The sequence below is a fragment of the Paenibacillus sp. FSL P4-0338 genome (genome assembly GCF_038002365.1).
In the GTDB taxonomy this organism is placed as follows: Bacteria; Bacillota; Bacilli; order Paenibacillales; family Paenibacillaceae; genus Paenibacillus_AQ.
Genome location: NZ_JBBOCG010000001.1, coordinates 4,554,333 through 4,576,344 on the forward strand (window position 1 = coordinate 4,554,333; position 22,012 = coordinate 4,576,344).

Consider the following 22,012-nt stretch of genomic DNA (forward strand, 5'->3'; position numbering starts at 1 on the left):
AAACTCTACCAGTCCATCTGCGGGGTATCCCGTACAGCCTGAACCGTCAACAGCGCTTGTTCCACATTACTATAAATAATATTGCCGACCACTACTGTATCACATAGCGCGGCTACATGCTTGGCTTCCTCTGCACCTGTAACTCCGCCGCCATAGAAAAGCTGGCTGTGCTCAACCACTTCCCTGACCTCGCGCACAATCTCCAGATCTCCATAGCATCCGCTATATTCAAGATAGACCACCGGGAGGTTCATCAGCTTGTCTGCAATCTGCGCATAGGCTCCCGCACCAGCCGCATCCAGCGAGCAGTCCGCACCGGTCAGGCGTGCTACCGAGGAATCGCTATTCAGCACAATATAGCCCTCTGTCAGCAGCAATTCCCATGGGATCAGACTGCCGAAGCGTTCAATCGCCCGGCGGTGATGGCCAAGAATCCATGAAGTATCGTCCGTGTTGAGCACCATGGGAATCATATACAGGTCAAAACCGGGCACAGCGGCCTCCAGATCCGAGATCTCCAGCGCGCAAGGCAGGTCATACTGCCGGATTCTCGCAAGCAGACTCACTGTATTCTCATAAGTCACGCCGGTAGAGCCGCCGACTATAATCGCATCGGTTCCCGACTGGCACACAGCGTCCAGCTCCTTGTCACCAAGCACACGGTCCGGGTCCAGCTTGAATACATGCCGCCATGGCCTGATCATTTGCCGCATCTCATTCATCTTTGTCCATCCTCATTGTTCATCTAAGTGAATATACACACTCCTGCGCACGCAAAATCCGTATCTCTAGTCTAAGTCAGCACGAAGGGGGGTGTCAATTTAAAAGAGAACAAAATGCGAACATTTTTTCGCATATTTGCCTTAGCCTTCTCCTCAATCAGCGGAGACCCTTGATCCGGTTCAAATCATTTTCCGGGACAAAATCAGTGTAGAATCCGTAGACGCCTATCCGGGAGAGCTCCACAATTTCCTGCTCATCGTTTACGGTATGCACATAGACCCTGGCGCCTGCTTTTTTCAAGTTACGTACGAAGCTCTTGGTAGCCCTGGTTGTTGGCATGGTGATATCCACGCCAGTCTGCTTGACGAATTCAATGATCACCTCGTCGCTGTCCTCTGTCTGGTATAAGGTAAAGATGATCTCAGGAAAAGCGTACACCTGCTTCACAACCTCCAGCATCTCCCGGCTGTAAATCTGCGGAACGATCCGCTCCAGCAGCGCAGGGTCCTTCTTCCGGGCGGCTTCCACAATCAGCTCAAATTGCTTCGTTACCTGCTCCGGTTCCAGCTCCTTCGTGTCCGTTACAATATACGTGTCCGGGTAGAGCTCCATCAGGTTGACGATTTTCTCAATATCCAGCGGAGAGTAGAGCTCCAGCACCGGGCTGTTCATCACTTCATCGTGAGTCAGCACCTCCCCCTGCTTGTCAGGAGGAAGTACCTCCTCTTGCCCCAGCTTCTTGCTCATCCCCGTAGTCCATTCATGGCGGGCCACCAGCTGTTCATCACTAGTCAGCAGCAGGTCCGCCTCAAAGATCCGGGTCCCCTGCTCATAGTTTGCAATAAAAGCATCCTTGGTATTGGTATACGCCTTGTCATTGATTCCGCCCATGGCATGGGCAATAACCCTGTGGGCTGCGAAGCCGGTAGCCGGCTCTTTTTCTTTTCCTCCAAGCGTCAGTACAAGCAGAAGTGCAACAGCCCCGATGATAATCATAGAAGCCATAAGCTTTGTTCTCTTCATGATGGCAGTCTCCTTTGCAAGTAGTAGAGAGTCGGCTGGAAAAAGCAAAAACGGCTGTGTCATCCTCAAGGGGCAGCAACCGTTTTTTAGCGCAAAATATAATATAGATAAGACCTTGTACTAATAAGCGTTCTTAAACCCATTACGAATCGTCTTGGCGATAATCCGGATGTCGAACAGCAGGGACCAGTTCTCAATATAGAAAATATCATGTTTGATCCGGTCCTCAATCGAGGTATCCCCGCGCAGACCGTTACTCTGAGCCCAGCCGGTAATTCCGGGCCGCACATGATGCTTAACCATATACTTCGGAATCTCGCCACGGAACTGCTCTACAAAGAATGGGCGCTCCGGGCGCGGACCGACCACACTCATCTGCCCGAACAGAACATTGAAGAATTGCGGCAGCTCATCCAGACTCGTTCGGCGGATAAACGTGCCAAAGCGGGTCCGGCGCGGATCTTCCTTCGTGCTCCAGCCTGTGTCCACTTCACCGTCCGTCTGCATTTTCATGGAACGGAACTTGTACATCATGAAATTACGGCGGTTCAGCCCCACCCGCTCCTGCTTGAAAATCACCGGTCCTGGAGAGGTCAGACGCACTCCAAGCGCAACAATCAGCATCACAGGAGACAGCATGAGAATGGCGAACAAGGCGAACACAATATCAAACGCACGCTTCGCCATTTTGTTCCCGGCCATATCCAGCGGAACATCACGCACATTAATCATCGGCATCCCGGCAAAGTTATCGAAATATGGACGGGCTGGCAGATAGTCGAAGAAGTCGGGGATAATCAGCGTCCGCATCCCGGCTTTCTCACAAGTAGCAATAATAGCAGGGTATTTCGAGTGGGCATCCAGCGGCAGCGCCAGAATAACCTCATCGACAGGAAGCATTTCCAGCATCGCCTCCAGCTGATCCACTGTACCCAGTATCGGCTTATACCGCTGCTCCTCAATGCCATCCCACTGATGGAAGTCATCCAGGAACCCGATCGCCTCATAACCCAGCTCCGGATACTGCTCCAGGTTGTTATAGAATCTTTTACCCAATGTGCCTGCTCCGAGAATCAGGACGAACTGGCGGTTGAAGCCTTTTTCACGCAGCGACTTCAGCATCTTCTTCAGCACATACCGGTACAGCATAATGGACAGAATATTGAAGCCCATGTAGATCGCCAGATATTGCCGGGAGACATCAATCTCCCTCAGGAAGAACATTAGGCCCAGTAAGATGAAGATCCCCATGGCATGCACCTGAAAAATCTTAAGGAACTCATCAATGAACCGCTTCTTCCGCTTGGGCAAATATAGAGACACTACAATACCAATCAGTACGGCTATGGCCCCGTAGATGATGCTCCAGTAAGCATAGGATTCTATAGGCAGCGTCCGGTAGGATTCCAGCAAGCCGCTCTTGAACTTCAGCCACCAGGCTGCAAGGAAGGACATCTGAATCACGAGGAAGTCAGCTACCATATAGAGTTGGGTCAAAAATTTTTGATTCCGGCGAATCATAATCTCACCTCAGCCTTCGATTCATTGCGGATACCAGCTTCCCCGGGAACATTCAGACTCTGTGCGGGAGTAGGTACCTTACGCGGGGCAATCAATGCGTTGCGCAGCAGCGACAGAGTGAACTTAACGCCGACGCCAGCATAGACCGCTCCATTTATCATACTATTGTAACGGCTGCTATAATGCTTCTTATGAAATAAAATCATCGCCCGGTGAAACTCATACACAATCTTGAACGGTCTGCGGCGCGCGCTGCCACCCTTCAGATGTACGATGGACGTCTGCGGATAATAATAAATCCCCCAGCCCGCTTCCTTGATCCGGTAACACCAATCCAGATCCTCTCCATACATGAAAAAGGTCTCATCCAGCCCGCCCACCTGCTCAATCGTCTCCCGGCGCAGCAGCATGAACGCTCCAACCAGACAATCTACCGGATATTCATCATCCGGGTCCAGATAGCCGAGCTGATAGCCGTTGAACTTCGGACGGTCCGGGAACAGCTTACTGAAGCCAAAGGCATAATAGAAGGACGCAGATGGGGTCGGGAACCCTCTCCGGCAAGCCTTATCGAGCGACCCATCCGGCAAAATCACCTTACACCCGGACGCTCCAAGATCCGGGCGGCTGTCCATGAACGCCAGCATCGTCTCCAGCGTATCCTTACGGATCACGGTATCTGAATTGAGCAGCAGCACATAACGCCCGGAGGCGACTTCCATCCCCTGGTTATTCCCCTTGGCAAAGCCTACATTCTCCGAATTGGCGATTAACAGCACCTCCGGGAATTCCTTGCTTATCGTCTCCACCGAGTCATCCTGGGAGTTATTATCTATTAGAATAATTTCATAGGAATAGCTTGTCTCTGAATCATATACCGACCTCAGACAATCCATCGTCAGGCGGCATGTGTTGTAATTTAGAATCAATATACTAACATCTACATTCACTGCTATACTCTCCTGACAAAAATAGTAATCTATCGACAATTATTATAACACAAAAACCCCGCTGATAGGCAGCGCCTATTCAGGGAGGTTTTTACAAGGTTTTCAGCCGTTTCAAGAATCTACCCGTGAGTACTCTTTGTTCTGCTCTCTGCCTTGGCGTTTGGCCTTCTCTTGAATATACCGGCGCTTCCGCTTAAGAGCAGCTCTCTGTGCGAAAAAGGATCTCCAGGCTCCCAGCAGATTAGGCTCCTTCAATAGAGAGTAGCCGTGTGCGGCTATCTCATAAGGAAGAGAATTTAACAGAGTAATCAGCAGGGTACGGGAGGACTCGTTCTTGTATATCATTTTATACCGATTAATATAGGAGATCCGCTTAATGAACATCGCCTTGCCGCTCCGGCCCGACGTCTTCCAGCCCCGTTCATGATAGCCTATCGCTTCCGCATCATAGTAGGCCTTCCAACCGAACAGCCCAGCACGCCAAGCCACATCCACATCTTCCTTATACGCAAAAAAATCAGCGTCGAAAAACTCCCCCTCCACGCTGATATCCTCAATCATCCGCCGCGAGTACATCGCCGCTGCACCGGAGACACCGAATACTTCACCAGACTCATTCCACTGGTCAGCAGGCTCTCCCGCTCCACGGTCAAATGCCCGCCGCGCTTTATTCATCCGCAGTCCGGTACTGTCCACCAGCGAATGATCCGCCTTCAGCAGCAGCTTGCCTGTGGCACTCCCGATCCGGGAGTCGGCCTCCATCCGGGCGACCAGCTTGGAGATATAGTCCGGGGCCAACGTAAGGTCCGGGTTCAGCACCAGCACATAATCGGTCGTAGTCCCGGCAATCGCCTGATTGTGCGCGGGGGCAAAGCCGGTGTTATGTTCATTTTCCAGGAGGACAAGGGATGGACTAGGAATACAGTTGATAGCATCCCCTGAGCTGATTGCTGCAGTAATTGTTGCTGCGTCCACAGAATGTGCTGGCTTTGCGGTGTGCAGCGCTGCACCCTTATTACGCTCATGATAGAACGCCCGCACTTTCTCCGCCGATCCATCCGTGGACGCATTATCCACCACTACAATCTTTTTGACCGGATAATCCTGGCCGAGCACAGCCGACAAGCATTCCGCAATATCATCTGCGCTGTTATAAGTAACAATATGCACACTGACCGTTTTAAGTTTCATGGGGTACCTCGAGTTCCATATATTCATTGTTCGAACCTGTTACTCCCCATTATAGCGAAAAGAGAGGTGCCGGGCTATGGAAGGTTGTTCAATACAAGAAACCCCTAACCATTAAGATGGATTAGGGGTTCTTTAACATATCCAGTAACTACTTCAGTTCCAGCAAAAATTCCCTCAGCCCTTCTCGCCAAGGCCGAATATCCTGGAACCCGTTGGTACGGATCGCCAGATGCTCCATCACAGAGTTGCGCGGACGCGGCGCCGGACGGGGAAATTGCTCCGTAGCACAAGGCTCAAGCTTCGCCGTGAACTTTAGACCGAGTAATTCTTCAGCTTCAGCGAAGATCGCCTGAGTGAATTCGTACCATGTGCAGGAATCACTGTTCGAGGCATGGTAGACTCCATACTTTTCCGTCTGGATCAGCTCCAGCAAGAATCTGGCCAAGTCGACAGTGTAGGTAGGCGAGCCTTTTTGGTCGTCGACAACCTGTAGCAGCGGCTTTTCCTGCCCCAGCTTCAGCATGGTTTTCACAAAATTATTGCCGTATTTGCCGTAGACCCATGAGGTGCGTACGATGAAATACTTGGAAGATAACGACTGGACTAATACCTCTCCAGCACGCTTGGACTTCCCGTAGATACTCTTAGGATCGGTATTATCATATTCATGGTAAGGCTGTTCTCCCATGCCATCGAACACATAATCCGTGCTGATATAGACCAGCTTAGCCCCAGCCTTCTCAGCAGCGAGCGCCACATTCCGGCTTCCTGTAGCATTAATAAGGTACGCTGCATCCACATCAGTCTCAGCTGCATCCACAGCCGTATGAGCCGCACAATGAATGACCGCGTCGGGAGCGAACGCACCAATCGTCTCTTGGCACTGGTCCAGATCGGTAATATCCATCTCCTGACGGTCACAGCCCAGCACCTCATACCCCTGCCCCTGAAGCAAAAGCATAAGATCCTGCCCCAGTTGCCCGCCAGAGCCTGTGACAAACACCTTCATTTTCGTCATTACAGAGAATCCCCCAGACGGGTACCGTACTGGAGAGCAGCATATTTCTGGTATTCGCCAGACTGAATGCGGGTCCACCATTCCTTGTTATTCAGATACCACTGAATCGTTTCCTTAATGCCGGTTTCAAATGTATGCTTAGGCTTCCAGCCCAGCTCATTCGTAATCTTCGTTGGATCAATGCCATAACGGCGGTCATGCCCGGGACGATCTTGAACGTACGAAATCAGCGAATCTGGCTTGCCGAGCTCTTGAAGCACAGTATTCACGATATGCACATTCGTCCGCTCATTGTTGCCACCGATGTTGTACACTTCACCATTCACACCTTCATGAATAACCAGATCAATTGCGCTGCAGTGATCTTCAACATACAGCCAGTCTCGGATATTCATTCCGTCTCCATACACAGGCAAAGCCTGGTCTGCCAACGCACGCGAGATCATCAGCGGAATCAGCTTCTCTGGGAACTGGTAAGGACCATAGTTATTCGAGCAACGGGTAATGTTCACCGGCAACCCAAAGGTTTCGTGATAAGCACGCACCAGCAAGTCTCCGCCTGCTTTACTTGCAGAATACGGGCTGTTCGGCGTGAGCGGAGTTTCTTCCGTGAACAGACCTGTAGCACCAAGCGATCCATACACCTCATCCGTGGACACTTGAACGAACTTAGTCACACTATATTTCTTAGCCGCATCCAGCAGCACCTGAGTCCCTAAGACATTCGTCTTCACAAACACTTCCGGCTCCAAAATACTCCGGTCCACGTGCGACTCAGCAGCAAAGTTAACCACCACATCTACACCGTCACCGATCAGCTTATCCATCGCCGCTACATCAGTAATATCCGCCTTCACAAACGTGTAGTTCGGATGATTCTGAACAGATTTCAAGTTTTCCAGATTCCCCGCATACGTCAACGCATCCACATTGACGATCTGGTAATCTGGGTGTTGCTGCAGCATGTAGATTACGAAGTTGCTGCCGATAAAGCCGGCTCCGCCGGTTATGAGGAGTTTCATTTGTTGACCACCTTTGGCTAGTTGTGATGACGATTGAGTCCCACTCTCTGCAAAAGAGGCAGGAAGCATATTGCATATAATTCCAATCTAAGTTTACAGCTCAAAGTTCAACTTCGCATCTTTTAAAAGCGGATGACGTTGATCCTTATCAGACAATACCGGATTCGTGGTCGGCCAGTCAATTCCCAGCGCCGGATCATTCCATAGTATGCCACGATCATGCTCAGGGGAATAATATTCGTCCACTTTATATAGTACTTGGGTGTTGGGAACAAGCGTGCAGAATCCGTGGGCAAAGCCCCTAGGTACGAGTAGCTGACGCTTGTTGTATTCACTAAGAATGACCCCTACCCATTGCCCGAAGGTGGGAGAATTGCGGCGTACATCCAGGATGACATCATAGATCGCACCACTTAGCACACGAATAAGCTTCGTCTGTGCCTTAGGGTTTAACTGGTAATGCAGCCCACGAAGTACACCAACCTCGGCCGAGAGAGATTGATTGTCTTGGATGAACTTATAGTTCACCCCCGCGTTCTGCATGATTTCTTCGTTATAGCTCTCCATAAAAAAACCCCGGTTGTCGTCATGGACAACCGGTTCGAGTAGGCTTGCGCCTTGAAGTTTTAAAGGAGTGACATTCATAATGGGGCTCCTCCTCATATCTATAATTTCAACTTACCGAACTCTTCCTCAAAAATCATGTTCTGTGCCAGCTCATTCGCTTTAGCCAGTGATGCATGTGTACCTGCGTCAGTCCACCAGCCATTCAGAACATCATAGGTAAGCTGATTCTTCATAATGTATGCATTATTTACATCAGTTATTTCAAGTTCACCGCGACCGGAAGGAGTCAGCGTATTAATAATTTGAAAAACCTGACTATCAAACATATATATGCCGGTTACTGCATAACTGCTCTTTGGAGTCTGTGGCTTCTCTTCGATCGAAAGAATCTTATCCTCTTGAAGCTCAGGAACACCAAAACGCTGAGGATCTGTAACCTTTTGAATAAGAATTTTCGCCCCATTGCCTTGTTCACGGAAATTCTGGATGTATGGGGTGATGTCCTCTTCAAATACATTATCACCAAGAATAACAACGCACTGCTCCTGCCCGACGAACTGTTCCGCCAATCCAAGGGCCTGTGCGATGCCGCCTGCTTCGTCTTGGACTTTGTAAGTAAAGGAGACATTCATACTAGTACCGCTTCCTAACAAGTTCACCACATCACCCATGTGCTCCTTACCAGTTACAAGCAGGATGTCATGTATACCAGCCTGCTTGAGCTTATAGATGGAGTGAAAGATCATAGGATATTTACCAACAGGGAGCAGGTGCTTATTGGTTACTTTGGTTAAGGGATACAGGCGGGAGCCTGTGCCTCCGGCTAGGATTATGCCTTTCATAGGATTCACCCCGTCTAATTTCACATGAATTTTTTGATCGCAACCACACAGACTGAAAACAAGACGACAGTCACTAATATATGTTTGTCATTCAACAAAATTTCTTCCGGCTTTCCACCAGCATTCTTCATATGAATTAAATAGTAGTAACGAAATATACCATAGAGTACAAAAGGAATTGAAAACATCATTGCTGGTTCCTCTGAAGCAGCATACATGGAATAGAACATAATCAAGACAGCAGTTATTATATTCATAAGCTGATCTAGAAGTTCCACACTATAAAAATTCAAAACCTTCCGTTGATTAGTAGGGTCATCTTTAAATAGCAATAATTCATGTCTTCTTTTTCCTAAAGCTAAAAACAATGAAAGTCCTAAAGTACATAAGATAAACCAAGATGTAAGAATCCCATCTACCGCAAGTGCCCCTGTTACTGCTCTCAGAACAAAACCAGCAGCAATAATCATCACATCAATTAAAACTACGTGTTTTAAATAAAGACTATAGGAGAGGTTCATAACAAAATAAACTAGCACTGCTAAAAAGACATAGTTATTAACATAAATCGCTAACCCAGCCGCAATGATAAACGTAAAAACTGCCAACACAATTGCTGATGGGATATTAATTGCTCCTGAAGCAATAGGCCTGCGTCTTTTATCTGGATGACGACGATCCTTTTCTACATCTACAAGATCATTGATAATATAAATTGTACTTGCCATAAACGAAAATGAAAGAAAACCTATAAAAGCATCAATTAGTGTAGTAGGATTTAGTATCGCTCCAGAGAAAATAGCAGATGCAAATACAAGTAGATTTTTAGTCCATTGTTTAATTCGCATCTCGAGCAATATATTCAAAACAAAAGTTGCAAAATTCCGTTCCTTTTTCAAAACAATATGATTCAAAATATACACTCCCACTATAGAAGATAAATTAAATAACCTAATAAAATCCCTAATGATAATCCACCTAATACTTCAATCCTAGTATGTCCAATTCTCTCCCTGTGCTTTTCTGTGGAATCTTGGTTTAAAGCATTTATTGTTCTTGCATGATTCCCAACATATCTTCTTAGTCCAGTCGCATCAAAAATAACTATCATAATCACAGCAATACCTAGTCCGAAAATTGGCGAGTTAAAGCCTTCATTAAAACCTATTAACCAGGTAATTGTAGTAATAACTGTAGTATGGTTACTAGGAAATCCACCATTTCCAATATAACTATGAGCAGCTTTTCCAAACCTAAATCTATTAATTAAATATTTTAATGAACCTGCAACAAGCCAAGCCACAAAAGGAACAAAGCAATAATACATATTTAAGATTCTCCCATTCACTTTTAAGTATTAGTCAAATCTCTTTAAAACAGTCGCTATACTTAGAAGCTGCACTGGTTACTCCAAACAAATTATCAATAATACTTTTGTCTTTTATATACGCATCTCTATTCTGGAGCACCTGAATGATAGCATTAGCAAGTTTCTCAACATCTTGAGGTGTGGCGGTTTCTCCCATTTTAGTCCTTCTCGTTATTTCCCTTACTCCTGGAAGGTCCGAAGCTACAACTGGCACTCCAGCTAGCATTGCTTCGACTTGCACCATTCCAAAGGCTTCAAGTGAGTTGGTGCTAGGTAACACAAACAAATCAAGGGAGTAATAAAAATTAATAAGTTCTTCAGTGGATAGCTTTCCTAAAAACTTAACATAGGATTCATCCCAACCAATTCCAGACTTTAATTCTTCATAAATACTACCACCAGCTATATTATTATAATCCCCAGCAACTAGAAATTGGACATTTGGTATTACCTTCTTCACTTGAGGAGCTGCCCTAAGCAAAACATCTATGCCCTTCTCTTCAACAATCCTACCACAAAAGCCTATTATATTCTTATCCCCAGTCGCTCCCAAGCGAGGTGTATCAAACTCTTTATAAAATGATGAAGTTGGATGTATCTCAACCCATTTATCTTCAAATCCTGGCAACACTCTTGAATTGCATGCATAATCAAATGAGCTAACAACAATCTTTCTCGCTCTTTTAAAACTTGACTTTGACGATTTATCCATTAGATTAACAATAACAGAATTAAACAGAGATTTGGGTAAATTCACATCACATTGATAAGTCAAAATCAACTTTTGTTTGCTTGTGAGATGACTAATAATTGAAGCTTCCGCCATAGGCAAATGTAAATTCACAATGTCAGATTTTTTTTGAAGATTATAGAACTTCCTAAAAAAATCCGGACTAATATAACCTTTACTTATTTTAAATAGTAATTCTGCTCGTTCAACTTTAACGCCATTTATAACTTCAGAATTAGCAAGATCCTTCTCGTGCTTTGCTGTAAGTACTGTGACGTCATGATCCTTAGCCAACTCCTCAGCTAAAGATTTAGCGCATTCGGAAAGTCCACTTATATATGGGTAATAATAATTTAGCACGATTAAAATTTTTAATTTCATTGTCTACCTCTTCTTTGTATTAAACACAAAAAATTTATTAACACCATATGTTGCTATAATGATTAGAAAACTCAGACCAATTCTTGATATATTCACATTATAGTGTAACCCGGACACTAATAGATAGAATAAAATATTGTCTATAAGCAATGCGCTCAATCTAACTGCAAAGAATTTCAAAAGTTGACTGCTTTCCTTATTTTTCAATGTTTGATTATTGAAAACAAATTTCTTATTAAGGATGTAGTTCAAAAGCACTGCGCAGATATAACTTAAAATATTTGCAATAATATAGTGAATTCCTAAATTTTCAAGTAAAAAAAAGATCAAGAGATTAATTGCTGTTGTGACTGCACCCCAAAAGCTATATTTAATAAACTCTAGTACATCCTGAAGCTTCTCTCCATAAATCGATCTGTTATCCATTAAATTCGACCACTCCTAAATGCTAAGTGTTACCAACCTAATAAGGTATTATTTTACCTTCTGAGTAACATTAATATGCCTCAGGATAAATCCAAAAGTCCTATTGTCCCCTGTATCAACAGTGTTCATTTCGCCCTCTGAAATAACCAGAATATTTGTACTTTCATTAGGTAATAAATTAATTGCATCTGTTACTATTGATGTTCCAGATCTACCTTGACCTACTAGTTTTCCTTTAGCATAGATCTTAATATTCCGGCTATTAAAGATCCCCTTCTCAGTGATCAAGGTAATACTTAAGTCCTGCTCATTTTCAGTTGCATTAAAAAGTGATAGTTCCGACTCTTTCGAACTAGTCCATCTAAAAAAACCATTACCATCATTTTCCACACTATAAAAACCTTGTCCTGGTCGTATTGCTGCCACCGGTACATTTGTTAACACAAACCTGTCGTTGTGCCATAAGACCTTTTCTGATTCAGACAAAAAAGATTGATAATCGGTCATTGAGATAATCGAATACTTTGTATCTTCAAACTTATACGGAACGTTAGATTGAAAGTATGAATAGTCTTTTAAGGCTATAGCATTGTGTTTTATAGGAACATTTTTTAATGCGTATACAATGCTGTGTTTTAAAGCAGGGCTGCTATTGGTAATTCCTATTGATTCATTCGATGGAACCAATTGTACAGCAGCTTGTAATTCAGTGACTGAATGATCAAAGTAATATACATCTGCTTTTGTGTAATTCTGATAAACATTAAATAGATTCAAAAAAAGCACACATGAAACAACGGTAGTTAATAATATATTTTTGACCCTTACTCTTCTGAACTTGTAGTCCCATCCATCCACATAATATGCTAGGAACAAAATGATAAACGGCGCTATTGTAGTAATATGCTTCATCTCTGCGTAAGCATTCGTACTTTGTCTAAGATATGTTTCATTCAAAACAAAAAAAACTATTATACTCAAAATTATATATCTATACCAATGCCGTTTCCGGTTCATAGCCATAGCTATTACTATACAAGATAACAATGGTATGAAAACCAATAAAAGGTTGTACCCCCATGCTACAAAATGGAGCGACGAACCATATTGATTTATATTCGCTATAGTTGTTTCATAATCTGGTAATCCATATAAATCACTCACGATTTGTTTTAGATTCTTCATTCTTCCAAAATAAGCATCAATACTTCCAGAGTCTTGCATCATAGATTTCAAAATATTCAAATTAAATCTGAAAGCTACAAACATACCAACCGGATTTAATATAAAAGATAGAGCTCCTACTTTTAAAGCCAACTTAATCATATCAACTTTATATCCGACTTGTGCATTAATAAATTTGCCTAAAGTTATAATTATAAAGATAAAAAACAAATAAATTGCATATTCTGCATACATTGTTAGGGTGCCCACTAAGAGTATGCCTGATAAAATTCCAAATCCTTTTTGCTGCTTATCATTGTTATAGACAAGATAGATCCCTGTAAATCCTATCAAACAATTTATCCCAAAGATTTGCGGAGCATATTGTGAGTATATAAGAAATACCCATAATCCTCCTGCTGCAAATATTAAGGAAGCGTATAGCGTAGTTCTTTTTGAAATATTCAAACAATAAGACATGAAGAAATATGCTGTGAAAATAGTTAAAGTAGCCAGAGTACTTGAGTATAAAAAATATATTTCATGAGGTAGAATTTGAAAGATAACCATAAAAAAAGAACCAAGGAGATCCGTTCCAAATCTTGTATTACTAATCATATATTTAGCAAGAGAATAAAACGGATATTCAGAGGAGAAGTTCACCGAGTCAGTAATGCTGTGATACTTCAGCCAATCCATACTGGACAAATAAAATGCTATATCATTATTAGAATTCTGTAAACTTAATAATTCACCCTTTGCTATAATAGGAAATTGAAGAAGAATGATAGATCCTAAAACTACAAAAATTAAATATCTATTCTGCACTATCGTTGTAATCCATTTAACTCCAATATCCCTGATATAGTAAATAGAGCAAATGAGTATAAAAAAAAGAATTGGAGCAATAACTCTGACTGGTAAGAGGAGGGATAATATTTGTACTGTACAAGTTAAGAACACTGCACCCGCTACTGGGATAATAGTGCAAAAACCTATATTAACCATTAAGTTTGTATCTATTCTAATTACCTTGAAAAATGCTAACCCAGAAATACAAAATATAATAATTATGAAAATTGATAAAACAACAGGCAACATTTCTCGATTCTCCCCTTTGAATCCAATTCATTTCCGAGCCCCATATTCATTCTTAATACCAGTTATTTATAGGTATATTTGAATAGGGAATAAATAATATATATACAATTTGTAGAGTCTACTAACGCTCAATGCATTCGATAAATTTATTAATGATTACATCCCAATCAAAATGGTTATGCACATACTCTTTCCCTCTTCTACCCATTAATGACATCAAATGATCATCTCTAAGCATAGTATTAAGACAATACTCAAATTCTTGATAATCTGTATAATATAATCCTGCATTTCCTCTATCACAATGCCCTACTAAAACATCACAATGCCCATTAACTATTACTGGTGTTTCATAGTATAGACTTTCTAGAACCACCATAGATAAGCTTTCAAACCTAGAGGGCATCATTAGTATTTTCGCATTTTTCATAGCTGCAAATTTTTCTTCATCTGTTACAAATCCTAATGGAATTATATCAGGGTCGTTAGGAATATCAATAACCGATTTTCCTATTAATAACAACTTGGGGGTTTGAGTATTAGTTTTTTTATATTTCAAATAAAAGTCAAATAGTTCTTTACATCCTTTAGATTCATCAATTCTACCAACATACAGGATGTAATCATAATCAATCTTAAACTTCTCCTTAAACACACCAACGTCAACTTCCTTATCGGGGACATCAACTCCAACTCCCGCAACAACATTATTAATATATTGATTGTTAAAAGTTTTGTGGACAAACTTTTTTTCTTCCTCTGTCAAAAAAATAATGGATCTTGGAAGATGGAACAACGGCTTAAACATAGAGAAATAGATATAAGGCTCATCATGTGCTGTAGGAACAAGAATAGCTTTCTCTGCAGCCTGAGGAAGGCCAAAAAAAGTTGTGAAATAAAGATAAGTAAAAAAAATAATTTTATGATATTGATTTTGATTATTCTGTATATATTCTATTAATTCAAAAGAAGCTGGTCCCTGTGCTTTCATCCACTCAAGCTCATCGTAAATATTTTTTTGGGGATTAGTGAACACTTGTTCATTAATCTTATTAAAGACTTTTGATTCTCTTGGAAAATTAGTTTTGAATCTTCTGACAGTAATACCATTTACCATTTCAATATCTTCCGGATAATGATTTTCCCAAGTTACATAATCTAATGCCTTTGTAGTTAGTATCTCAACCTCATAATATTGACTTAACTTTTCGGCAATTAACCTGCAACTCAACTCTGATCCCCCATTGACCTCAAGACCATATCTTTGCACAACAAAAGCAATTTTCTTTTTCATATTACCTCCGATTAGTCCATCACTTGTTTCATGCAAATGCAAACTCTTTTTGTAGCTGCTTTAGAAAGATATCACTAGTATTCATTTTCGAAAAATAATTCAAACGTTCTTTTTGGTTTTTTAATATTTTTTCCTGTAAACTTAAATCATTTGCTACAACTTTGATTAATGAAGCCACAGACTTGTAATCTTTCTCCAGAAATAATAAGCCGCCATTACCCATAGTTTCAGGTACCGCTGCCTCTTTATATGCAATAATAGGAATATTGAATTTCATTGCTTCCAGTATAGGAACACAAAATCCCTCGTGTTCGCTCATATTTAGGAACATATCAGCATTTTTGTAGTAGGTAATAATATCATTAAAGGGTACGTGACCTGTTATATACACATCGTCCAAATCAAGTTGTTTTACAAGACCTTTCAATTGCTCATAATATCGCTCCATACGAGTGTATGATCCGACTAAAAACAATCTGGCATTCGCATCAAAATATTTTTTGTAAAAATAAAATGTTTTAATAATATCCTCCTGCTTTTTGTTAGGGGCAAGTCTACCTACAAAAACCAAGTCTGTTCCCCTTTTAGAGTTTTGTAATTTTTTAAATAACTCCTTATTGTACGCACCCTCATAATCTTCATAGTTAATAATAATTGGGGTTACATGAGTATTTTTATAGCCAATATCAATTAATTCAGACTCGTTATATTGAGAATCTGCAAAAGCGATATCAATATAATCTTTTAAAAATAACAATTCGTCTCTACCTTTATCGCAGAGGTCACCCGACTGATCATCGTATCCTCTAAAATAATGACTGGGTGTTATATTATGATACAAAATCATTCTTTTATCAGTAAATTTCGGAATCTCATATGCTAGATCGCAACCAATAGCTAAATGATAAATAACTGGCTTATCTTTTGGAATGGAACTTGCAGGTTGAACAATATTAGAAAGTTTAGGATGAATATGTTCTGCGTAAATCTTCGATTCAATACCCGCCTTCTCCATCGTTTTTTTCATGTTTAAGGCAGAATTACTCACAGCGTCCCCATAGCTCATCGCTGGAAGAAGTTGATTTATGATCATATTAGTTCACCATTTTACATTTTATTTTTTTCCTGCCACAAAGTAATCCTGATTACCAAACACAATCTCATTCCAATAATGCAGACCAGTATTGAATTTATTTAATACTTCTTGGTCCATAGTTGAAATTTCTAAAGGAGGAAGCTGTACTACAGGGTTGTTAGGAGAAAAGTACTGAACTTCAACATCTCTAAAGCCTTCAGTCTCCCAAATAAACTTAGAAGTAAATGGATGTACGGGTTTGTTATGGGTAAGATCCAGATAAAAACTTTGAGCAAATATAGATAAGCTACGAGGATTTGGAGTTTCTGCTATTAACCAAGCATTCGGCTTTAATTTTCGGTAAGCGAGTTTGACCATTAAAATAACATCCTCAGCTTTCATATGCTCGATTACCTGACCTAGAAAAATACCATCTACAGAGCTATCCTCTATCGTCTTTAGATAGTCGAGAAGGTTCATCTTCTGAATATTAAATCCTCTATCCTTGCAATAATCCACCATATCATCATCTAAATCTACAGACACCACATCAATTCCCTCTTGGAGCATAAGCTCAGTGAACTCACCACGTCCACATCCAAGATCAAGCACCTTTTTCGCATCAGTAAAATAAGGTAAATACTGTTTTTGTCTGTCAATAATTTCTTCCCGACTTCCTCTGTAATACTCCTCAAATAAAAAGTAATCAAAATCCAAGCCCTGATTCTCTTCGAGAAGATTATTATCGACTAGATTAGAAGAAGAGATACTTTCATTTCTCTCAAAATTGCCAATTTGTTTCAACTTTCTCTCTATTCTTCGTACTCGTTCGACCATAACACGTGTGTTGTTCTTGATAGCGGTTAACTCTTCCACTTTTTTTGCACTTTCAAGCATTGCATCTATATTCACAAGTTTTGCGTCAAAATTATCAAACTTTGCATCTATATTTTCAACTTTAGTTCCCAGACTATCTTCGAGAGAGTATACATATTGTTCTAAATTTAAAATTTTCGAATTCATCATTTCATATTCATCATTATTTAAAGATTCATTTAATGCTTCATAGTTATTGACAATTTTTTCATGTTTATTTTTAAGTATTTCTATTTGTTCGTTTTTCTTTGATAAATCAGCTTTTGCTATATCAAGTTGTTGATTTATAATTTGAAACTGATCCACTGTATTTTTAAATTGTGTGAATAATTCATTCATTGTTCTAGTTAAATTCGCATTAAATTCGTTCTGCGAGTTTGCATAAGGGTTTATATACCATCTCATTAATTTACGAATTATTTTTTTCGCATTGACAATGAATGGTCCAAAAAACCTACGATGTGAAGTGATTATAAATTCAGGATTACTATTCCATGATCTATTAACGATATCGACCTTGTTATAAAGCTCTTTTAAGTCTATGTTGAGAATTTCTGTTTTTTCGTATTGCTCAAAGGTTATAGTTGATAAATCTTCTTTTATAGTGTGTTTTCCAAGTTCTTCCTTCATTTTAGCTATAATTTCTTGAACATTTATTTCTGAATCATTCACTTCAATATTCATAATTGCTTCATCCTTTCATTTCCCAAGAATGCTCTAAACGAACAAACCCCACATCTTTTATCTCAGAAGATACCTGAAAAGAATATGCGTGTGTTAAATAATCGTATGGCTCACCATTCTCATGATGTACTGCAACATCTAAATTATAAACGCCTGGTAGCAAAAGAAGTTTTTCTATTTTAAACTGAAGTGTACCTTCTGTTTGAAGTTGTCCGATACTAATTGACCTATCGATGTGTGTATTAGTACCATAACAATATATGTTGTCATTAGTAACAAAACCTACGCCGAAAATCACACTCTCACATTTTTGATTTACTTTATACTCAATATTTATGTTCATAGCATCACCTGTATTAAAATTCTTCTTCATCTTATTTAGGTGATCACTGAACCATACATTAAGGATCTCCACCTTTTTATTACCATGACGTTTATTACTTGAGCCTTCAACCTCTGAACTTTCAATCAATTCAGCAGTTGGGATCTCTCCTTCGGAGGGTCCTGTATTATTGCTTACATCTTCAACAGCAATTAATCTTTTGTTCTCCTCCTCAGATAAAAACCCCATATATTCCATAATAACTTCTCTTGGGGATCCATCAGCTGTTATCTCTCCATTTTGTAACCAAACAGCCCGATCACATATTTTTTCTACCATACTATTATCATGGGTAACTATAACAATAGTTTTACCTTTACCTTTTAATTCTTTAATTTTTTCTATGCATTTGTTTTGGAACGCACTGTCTCCAACCGCTAAAACTTCATCAATTAGAAGTACTTCCGGATCCACACTGATTGCTACCGAGAATGCCAATCGCATATACATTCCTGAAGAGTAAATTCTAACTGGTTGATTTATATAATCACCTAATTCTGAGAACGAAACAATCTCTTCTAGTTTAGAATCAATCTCCTTTTTCGAGAGACCAAGAATTGAAGCATTCATATATATATTTTCAATACCAGTAAATTCCGGATGGAAACCCGCACCTAATTCTAAAAGGCTTGATACTCTTCCCACAACAGAAAGCGATCCTTTATCAGGATAAAGAATTTTCGTCATGATTTTTAACAGTGTGCTTTTCCCTGAACCGTTTCGACCTATTAAACCTACTGCATGGCCTTTCTCAATCTCCAGATCAATATTCTTTAAGATCCAATCTTCTTTAATAATTTGTTTACCGAAATTTAACACTTTATCTTTTAGAGTATTACGTTTATCCGTATATCTTCTGAATTTTTTAGATACATTATCAACTTTTATGGAGTAGGTCATGTTTACTTCTCCTTTAAACTTCTTCAGCAAATCTTCTGCTAAGTTTTCTGAAAACAATCCATGAAACAATTAGTAATATGACATTATAAATAAAAGACTGTAGTAAGCCAGAAAGTTCTGGTGTTCGATGATAGTAAAAAATATCTTGTAAAGAATCAATAATTGGTTTCATAGGATTAATATTAAACAAGTATTGATACTTTTCCGGTATAACATTTGAAGGATAAATTACAGGGGTAAAGTAAAACCAAGCCATTACAATTGCCCCTAATATATGTTCCAAATCTCTGAAATAAACATTCAGAGAACTGAAAAGTAAGGTAAGAGCAAACATAAGCAAAAACAACAAAAAAAGAATGACTGGGAAATACAGAACATGTATTGATATTGTCATACCACTTATAAAAATAGCTATGAACATAATTATTAATCCGAAAAGATAATTAACAATCCCACCAAGGACAGTAGATAAAGGAAGGACTTCATGTGGAAAATATATTTTTTTAATTAAATTTGAATTTCTAATAATTACACTTGAACTACTCAATATAGAACTTGAGAAATTCATCCACGGGAGTAATCCAATAAACATATAGATTGTATAATTCGGCATATCAAATCTCATAATTGTAGAGAAGACAATTGTGTATACTAATAACATTAGAAGAGGATTTAGAAAGGTCCACAAAAAGCCTAAGACTGATCCTTTATATCTTGTTCTCAAATCTGATAGCACCAAGCTTTTAATCATCTGTTTATAATTTATTAGTTCTAACAATATTTTTTTCACATCTGAACGCATCCTTCGATTTAGTTTCCTTCATTCCGCCAATATTCTAAGGTATCCCTCAAGGTGTCTTCAAGTGAGATTTTTGGTTGCCAATCAATTAAACTTCTAATCTTACTATTATCGCCTACATATTGTGGGATATCGACAACCCTTAGCAATTTAGGATCAATGTTAACTTCAATATTCTGCGTAGAAAAACTGACCAAAGTATTCAATATATCTGATATTGCTACTGGCTCACTGGAACATATATTATATACTTCGCCAGGGATACCCGAGATTATTACATCAGCATATGCGCGAATAATATCTCTAACATCGAGGAAATCTCTCTTTGCAGAGAGATTTCCTACATTCATTATTGGACTAATTTTTTTCGCTTCTATTTTTGCAATTTGGTTAGAGAAATCACTTACCACAAAGCCTAACTCTTGCCCGGGGCCGATGTGATTAAATGGTCTAACATGTACTATATGCAAACCCAGCTTTGCATATAGCTTCGTCAGCATGTACTGAGATACTTTCGAGATGCCATAAGGGTTGATTGGATTCAAGAAACTCCCCTCGTTTATTGGCATACTTTCTTGAGGAAGAATACCATATTCCTCTGAGGACCCCACAGATAGCACCTTGCAGCTCCCAGCAATCTCGGAGTGCAGTATTGCTTCAAAAAGTTTAGTTGAATTAATAACATTTGATTTCATTGTAAACTCTACGTCGTCCCAAGACTTTTTGACAGAACTCTGAGCTGCTAAATGAAAAATCAGGTCAGGTTTTAATTCATTGATAGTAGAAGTAAGCTTTTCGACATTATTAAATTCCAGTTGAACTCGGTTTAATAAATCAGCTTTCACATCATGGCTTGAACGACTAGAGCCCCAGACTTCATAACCATTCGATAAGAGGAACTGCTCTAAATGCCTACCAACAAAACCGTTCACACCAGTAATAAGAGCCTTCAAATTCAACCCATCCTTACTTTTTGAAAACTTTATTTTAATTTTTCCATATCACTATCCACCATCATCTTAATCAGTTGCTCAAACCCAACCTCAAGCTCCCAGCCCAGTTCTTCTTTAGCTTTTGTACAGTCACCTAGCAGCAGATCTACTTCAGCAGGTCTAACAAACTTCTGATCAACTACAACGTAATCTCTCCAGTTCAAACCAACGTGGCTAAATGCGATTTCTACAAGCTCTTCAATAGTATGAGTCTCGCCAGTCGAGATCACGAAATCATCAGCTTTATCCTGCTGTAGCATCAGCCACATTGCTTTTACATAATCACCAGCGAATCCCCAGTCTCTCTTAGCATCAAGGTTACCCATACGAAGTTCAGTCTGGAGACCCAGTTTAATTCTGGCAACAGCGTCTGTAACTTTGCGGGTTACGAATTCAATACCACGGCGTGGCGACTCATGGTTAAACAAGATACCGGAGCAAGCATACATATTATAGCTCTCTCTATAGTTAATAGTGATCCAGTGACCATAAACCTTGGCAACACCATATGGACTACGCGGATAGAATGGTGTTGTTTCCTTCTGTGGCGTCTCGACAACTTTACCGAACATTTCACTACTTGAGGCTTGATAGAATCTTGCTTCCGGCTTAGTCAAGCGAACCGCTTCGAGCATATTAGTAACACCAATACCTGTTGCTTGTCCTGTTGCTACAGGTTGAATCCATGAGGTTGCCACAAATGATTGAGCAGCCAGGTTGTAAACTTCATCCGGATCAGAGATTCTAACAGCATTAATCAATGATCCAAGATCCAGCAGATCCCCATCAATAAACTCTATATCATTTTTAAGGTGCTCAATGTTCTCCATAATTGGCATACTCGTTCTACGGCGCAAGCCAAACACCTTATATCCTTTAGACAGCAGCAGTTCTGTCAAATATGATCCGTCTTGTCCTGTGATTCCTGTAATTAGTGCACGTTTAGTCATTTTTGAAATTCCCCTTTATGTTATATAAATTA

The 22,012-nt window shown here is 40.3% G+C and carries 21 protein-coding genes; all 21 read right to left on the bottom strand.

Going from position 1 to position 22,012, the window contains the following annotated elements; genetic code table 11:
• Positions 1-5 precede the first annotated feature (5 nt).
• The 21 genes from MKZ07_RS20040 to gmd all read right to left on the bottom strand — a co-directional run bounded on the left by MKZ07_RS20040 (position 6) and on the right by gmd (position 21,980).
• On the bottom strand, positions 6-713 hold the full coding sequence (locus tag MKZ07_RS20040; protein ID WP_341028052.1) for a heptaprenylglyceryl phosphate synthase: 708 nt from the start codon (positions 711-713) through the stop codon (positions 6-8).
• A gap of 166 nt (positions 714-879) precedes the next feature.
• Positions 880-1,746: a phosphatidylinositol-specific phospholipase C/glycerophosphodiester phosphodiesterase family protein gene (locus MKZ07_RS20045; protein WP_341027243.1), complete on the bottom strand. Its 867-nt coding sequence runs from the start codon at positions 1,744-1,746 to the stop codon at positions 880-882.
• Positions 1,747-1,866: 120 nt separating this feature from the next.
• Positions 1,867-3,267 carry an undecaprenyl-phosphate glucose phosphotransferase gene (locus MKZ07_RS20050; protein ID WP_341027246.1) on the bottom strand — a complete coding sequence of 467 codons (1,401 nt, stop codon included), beginning with the start codon at positions 3,265-3,267 and terminating at the stop codon, positions 1,867-1,869.
• Positions 3,264-4,217: a glycosyltransferase family 2 protein gene (locus MKZ07_RS20055; protein ID WP_341027248.1), complete on the bottom strand. Its 954-nt coding sequence runs from the start codon at positions 4,215-4,217 to the stop codon at positions 3,264-3,266. Before MKZ07_RS20055 ends, MKZ07_RS20050 begins: the two co-directional genes overlap by 4 nt.
• Positions 4,218-4,328: 111 nt before the next feature.
• Positions 4,329-5,408, bottom strand: a complete 1,080-nt coding sequence (locus tag MKZ07_RS20060) for a glycosyltransferase family 2 protein (protein WP_341027249.1) — start codon at positions 5,406-5,408, stop codon at positions 4,329-4,331.
• Positions 5,409-5,556: 148 nt separating this feature from the next.
• Positions 5,557-6,417, bottom strand: coding sequence for a dTDP-4-dehydrorhamnose reductase (gene rfbD, locus MKZ07_RS20065; protein WP_341028053.1), 861 nt, complete (start codon positions 6,415-6,417; stop codon positions 5,557-5,559).
• 8 nt (positions 6,418-6,425) lie between these two features.
• Positions 6,426-7,448: a dTDP-glucose 4,6-dehydratase gene (rfbB, locus tag MKZ07_RS20070; protein ID WP_341027251.1), complete on the bottom strand. Its 1,023-nt coding sequence runs from the start codon at positions 7,446-7,448 to the stop codon at positions 6,426-6,428.
• A 93-nt stretch (positions 7,449-7,541) separates the two neighbouring features.
• Positions 7,542-8,093, bottom strand: a complete 552-nt coding sequence (rfbC, locus tag MKZ07_RS20075) for a dTDP-4-dehydrorhamnose 3,5-epimerase (protein ID WP_341027253.1) — start codon at positions 8,091-8,093, stop codon at positions 7,542-7,544.
• A gap of 20 nt (positions 8,094-8,113) precedes the next feature.
• The gene (locus MKZ07_RS20080; RefSeq protein WP_341027254.1) at positions 8,114-8,857 is read right to left on the bottom strand and encodes a sugar phosphate nucleotidyltransferase; all 744 of its coding nucleotides are present in this window, start codon (positions 8,855-8,857) and stop codon (positions 8,114-8,116) included.
• Positions 8,858-8,877: 20 nt separating this feature from the next.
• Positions 8,878-9,771, bottom strand: coding sequence for a decaprenyl-phosphate phosphoribosyltransferase (locus tag MKZ07_RS20085; protein WP_341027256.1), 894 nt, complete (start codon positions 9,769-9,771; stop codon positions 8,878-8,880).
• A 14-nt stretch (positions 9,772-9,785) separates the two neighbouring features.
• Positions 9,786-10,184, bottom strand: coding sequence for a divergent PAP2 family protein (locus tag MKZ07_RS20090; protein WP_341027257.1), 399 nt, complete (start codon positions 10,182-10,184; stop codon positions 9,786-9,788).
• Between the two features lie 34 nt (positions 10,185-10,218).
• Positions 10,219-11,337 (bottom strand): glycosyltransferase family 4 protein, encoded by a 1,119-nt coding sequence (locus MKZ07_RS20095; protein WP_341027259.1) that lies wholly within the window; start codon positions 11,335-11,337, stop codon positions 10,219-10,221.
• Positions 11,338-11,340: 3 nt separating this feature from the next.
• On the bottom strand, positions 11,341-11,763 hold the full coding sequence (locus MKZ07_RS20100; protein ID WP_341027261.1) for a GtrA family protein: 423 nt from the start codon (positions 11,761-11,763) through the stop codon (positions 11,341-11,343).
• A gap of 48 nt (positions 11,764-11,811) precedes the next feature.
• Complete coding sequence (locus MKZ07_RS20105) at positions 11,812-14,028, bottom strand: hypothetical protein (protein WP_341027262.1); 2,217 nt, start codon at positions 14,026-14,028, stop codon at positions 11,812-11,814.
• 121 nt (positions 14,029-14,149) lie between these two features.
• The gene (locus tag MKZ07_RS20110) at positions 14,150-15,322 is read right to left on the bottom strand and encodes a glycosyltransferase family 4 protein (RefSeq protein ID WP_341027263.1); all 1,173 of its coding nucleotides are present in this window, start codon (positions 15,320-15,322) and stop codon (positions 14,150-14,152) included.
• A gap of 28 nt (positions 15,323-15,350) precedes the next feature.
• Positions 15,351-16,415 carry a glycosyltransferase gene (locus MKZ07_RS20115; RefSeq protein WP_341027264.1) on the bottom strand — a complete coding sequence of 355 codons (1,065 nt, stop codon included), beginning with the start codon at positions 16,413-16,415 and terminating at the stop codon, positions 15,351-15,353.
• A gap of 21 nt (positions 16,416-16,436) precedes the next feature.
• Complete coding sequence (locus MKZ07_RS20120) at positions 16,437-17,957, bottom strand: class I SAM-dependent methyltransferase (RefSeq protein WP_341027266.1); 1,521 nt, start codon at positions 17,955-17,957, stop codon at positions 16,437-16,439.
• A gap of 7 nt (positions 17,958-17,964) precedes the next feature.
• Complete coding sequence (locus MKZ07_RS20125) at positions 17,965-19,239, bottom strand: ABC transporter ATP-binding protein (RefSeq protein ID WP_341027268.1); 1,275 nt, start codon at positions 19,237-19,239, stop codon at positions 17,965-17,967.
• A 13-nt stretch (positions 19,240-19,252) separates the two neighbouring features.
• The gene (locus tag MKZ07_RS20130) at positions 19,253-20,029 is read right to left on the bottom strand and encodes an ABC transporter permease (RefSeq protein WP_341027271.1); all 777 of its coding nucleotides are present in this window, start codon (positions 20,027-20,029) and stop codon (positions 19,253-19,255) included.
• Positions 20,030-20,049: 20 nt separating this feature from the next.
• Positions 20,050-20,991 (bottom strand): GDP-mannose 4,6-dehydratase, encoded by a 942-nt coding sequence (locus MKZ07_RS20135; RefSeq protein WP_341027272.1) that lies wholly within the window; start codon positions 20,989-20,991, stop codon positions 20,050-20,052.
• Between the two features lie 29 nt (positions 20,992-21,020).
• Complete coding sequence (gene gmd, locus MKZ07_RS20140) at positions 21,021-21,980, bottom strand: GDP-mannose 4,6-dehydratase (RefSeq protein ID WP_341027274.1); 960 nt, start codon at positions 21,978-21,980, stop codon at positions 21,021-21,023.
• Between the last annotated feature and the right edge of the window lie 32 nt (positions 21,981-22,012).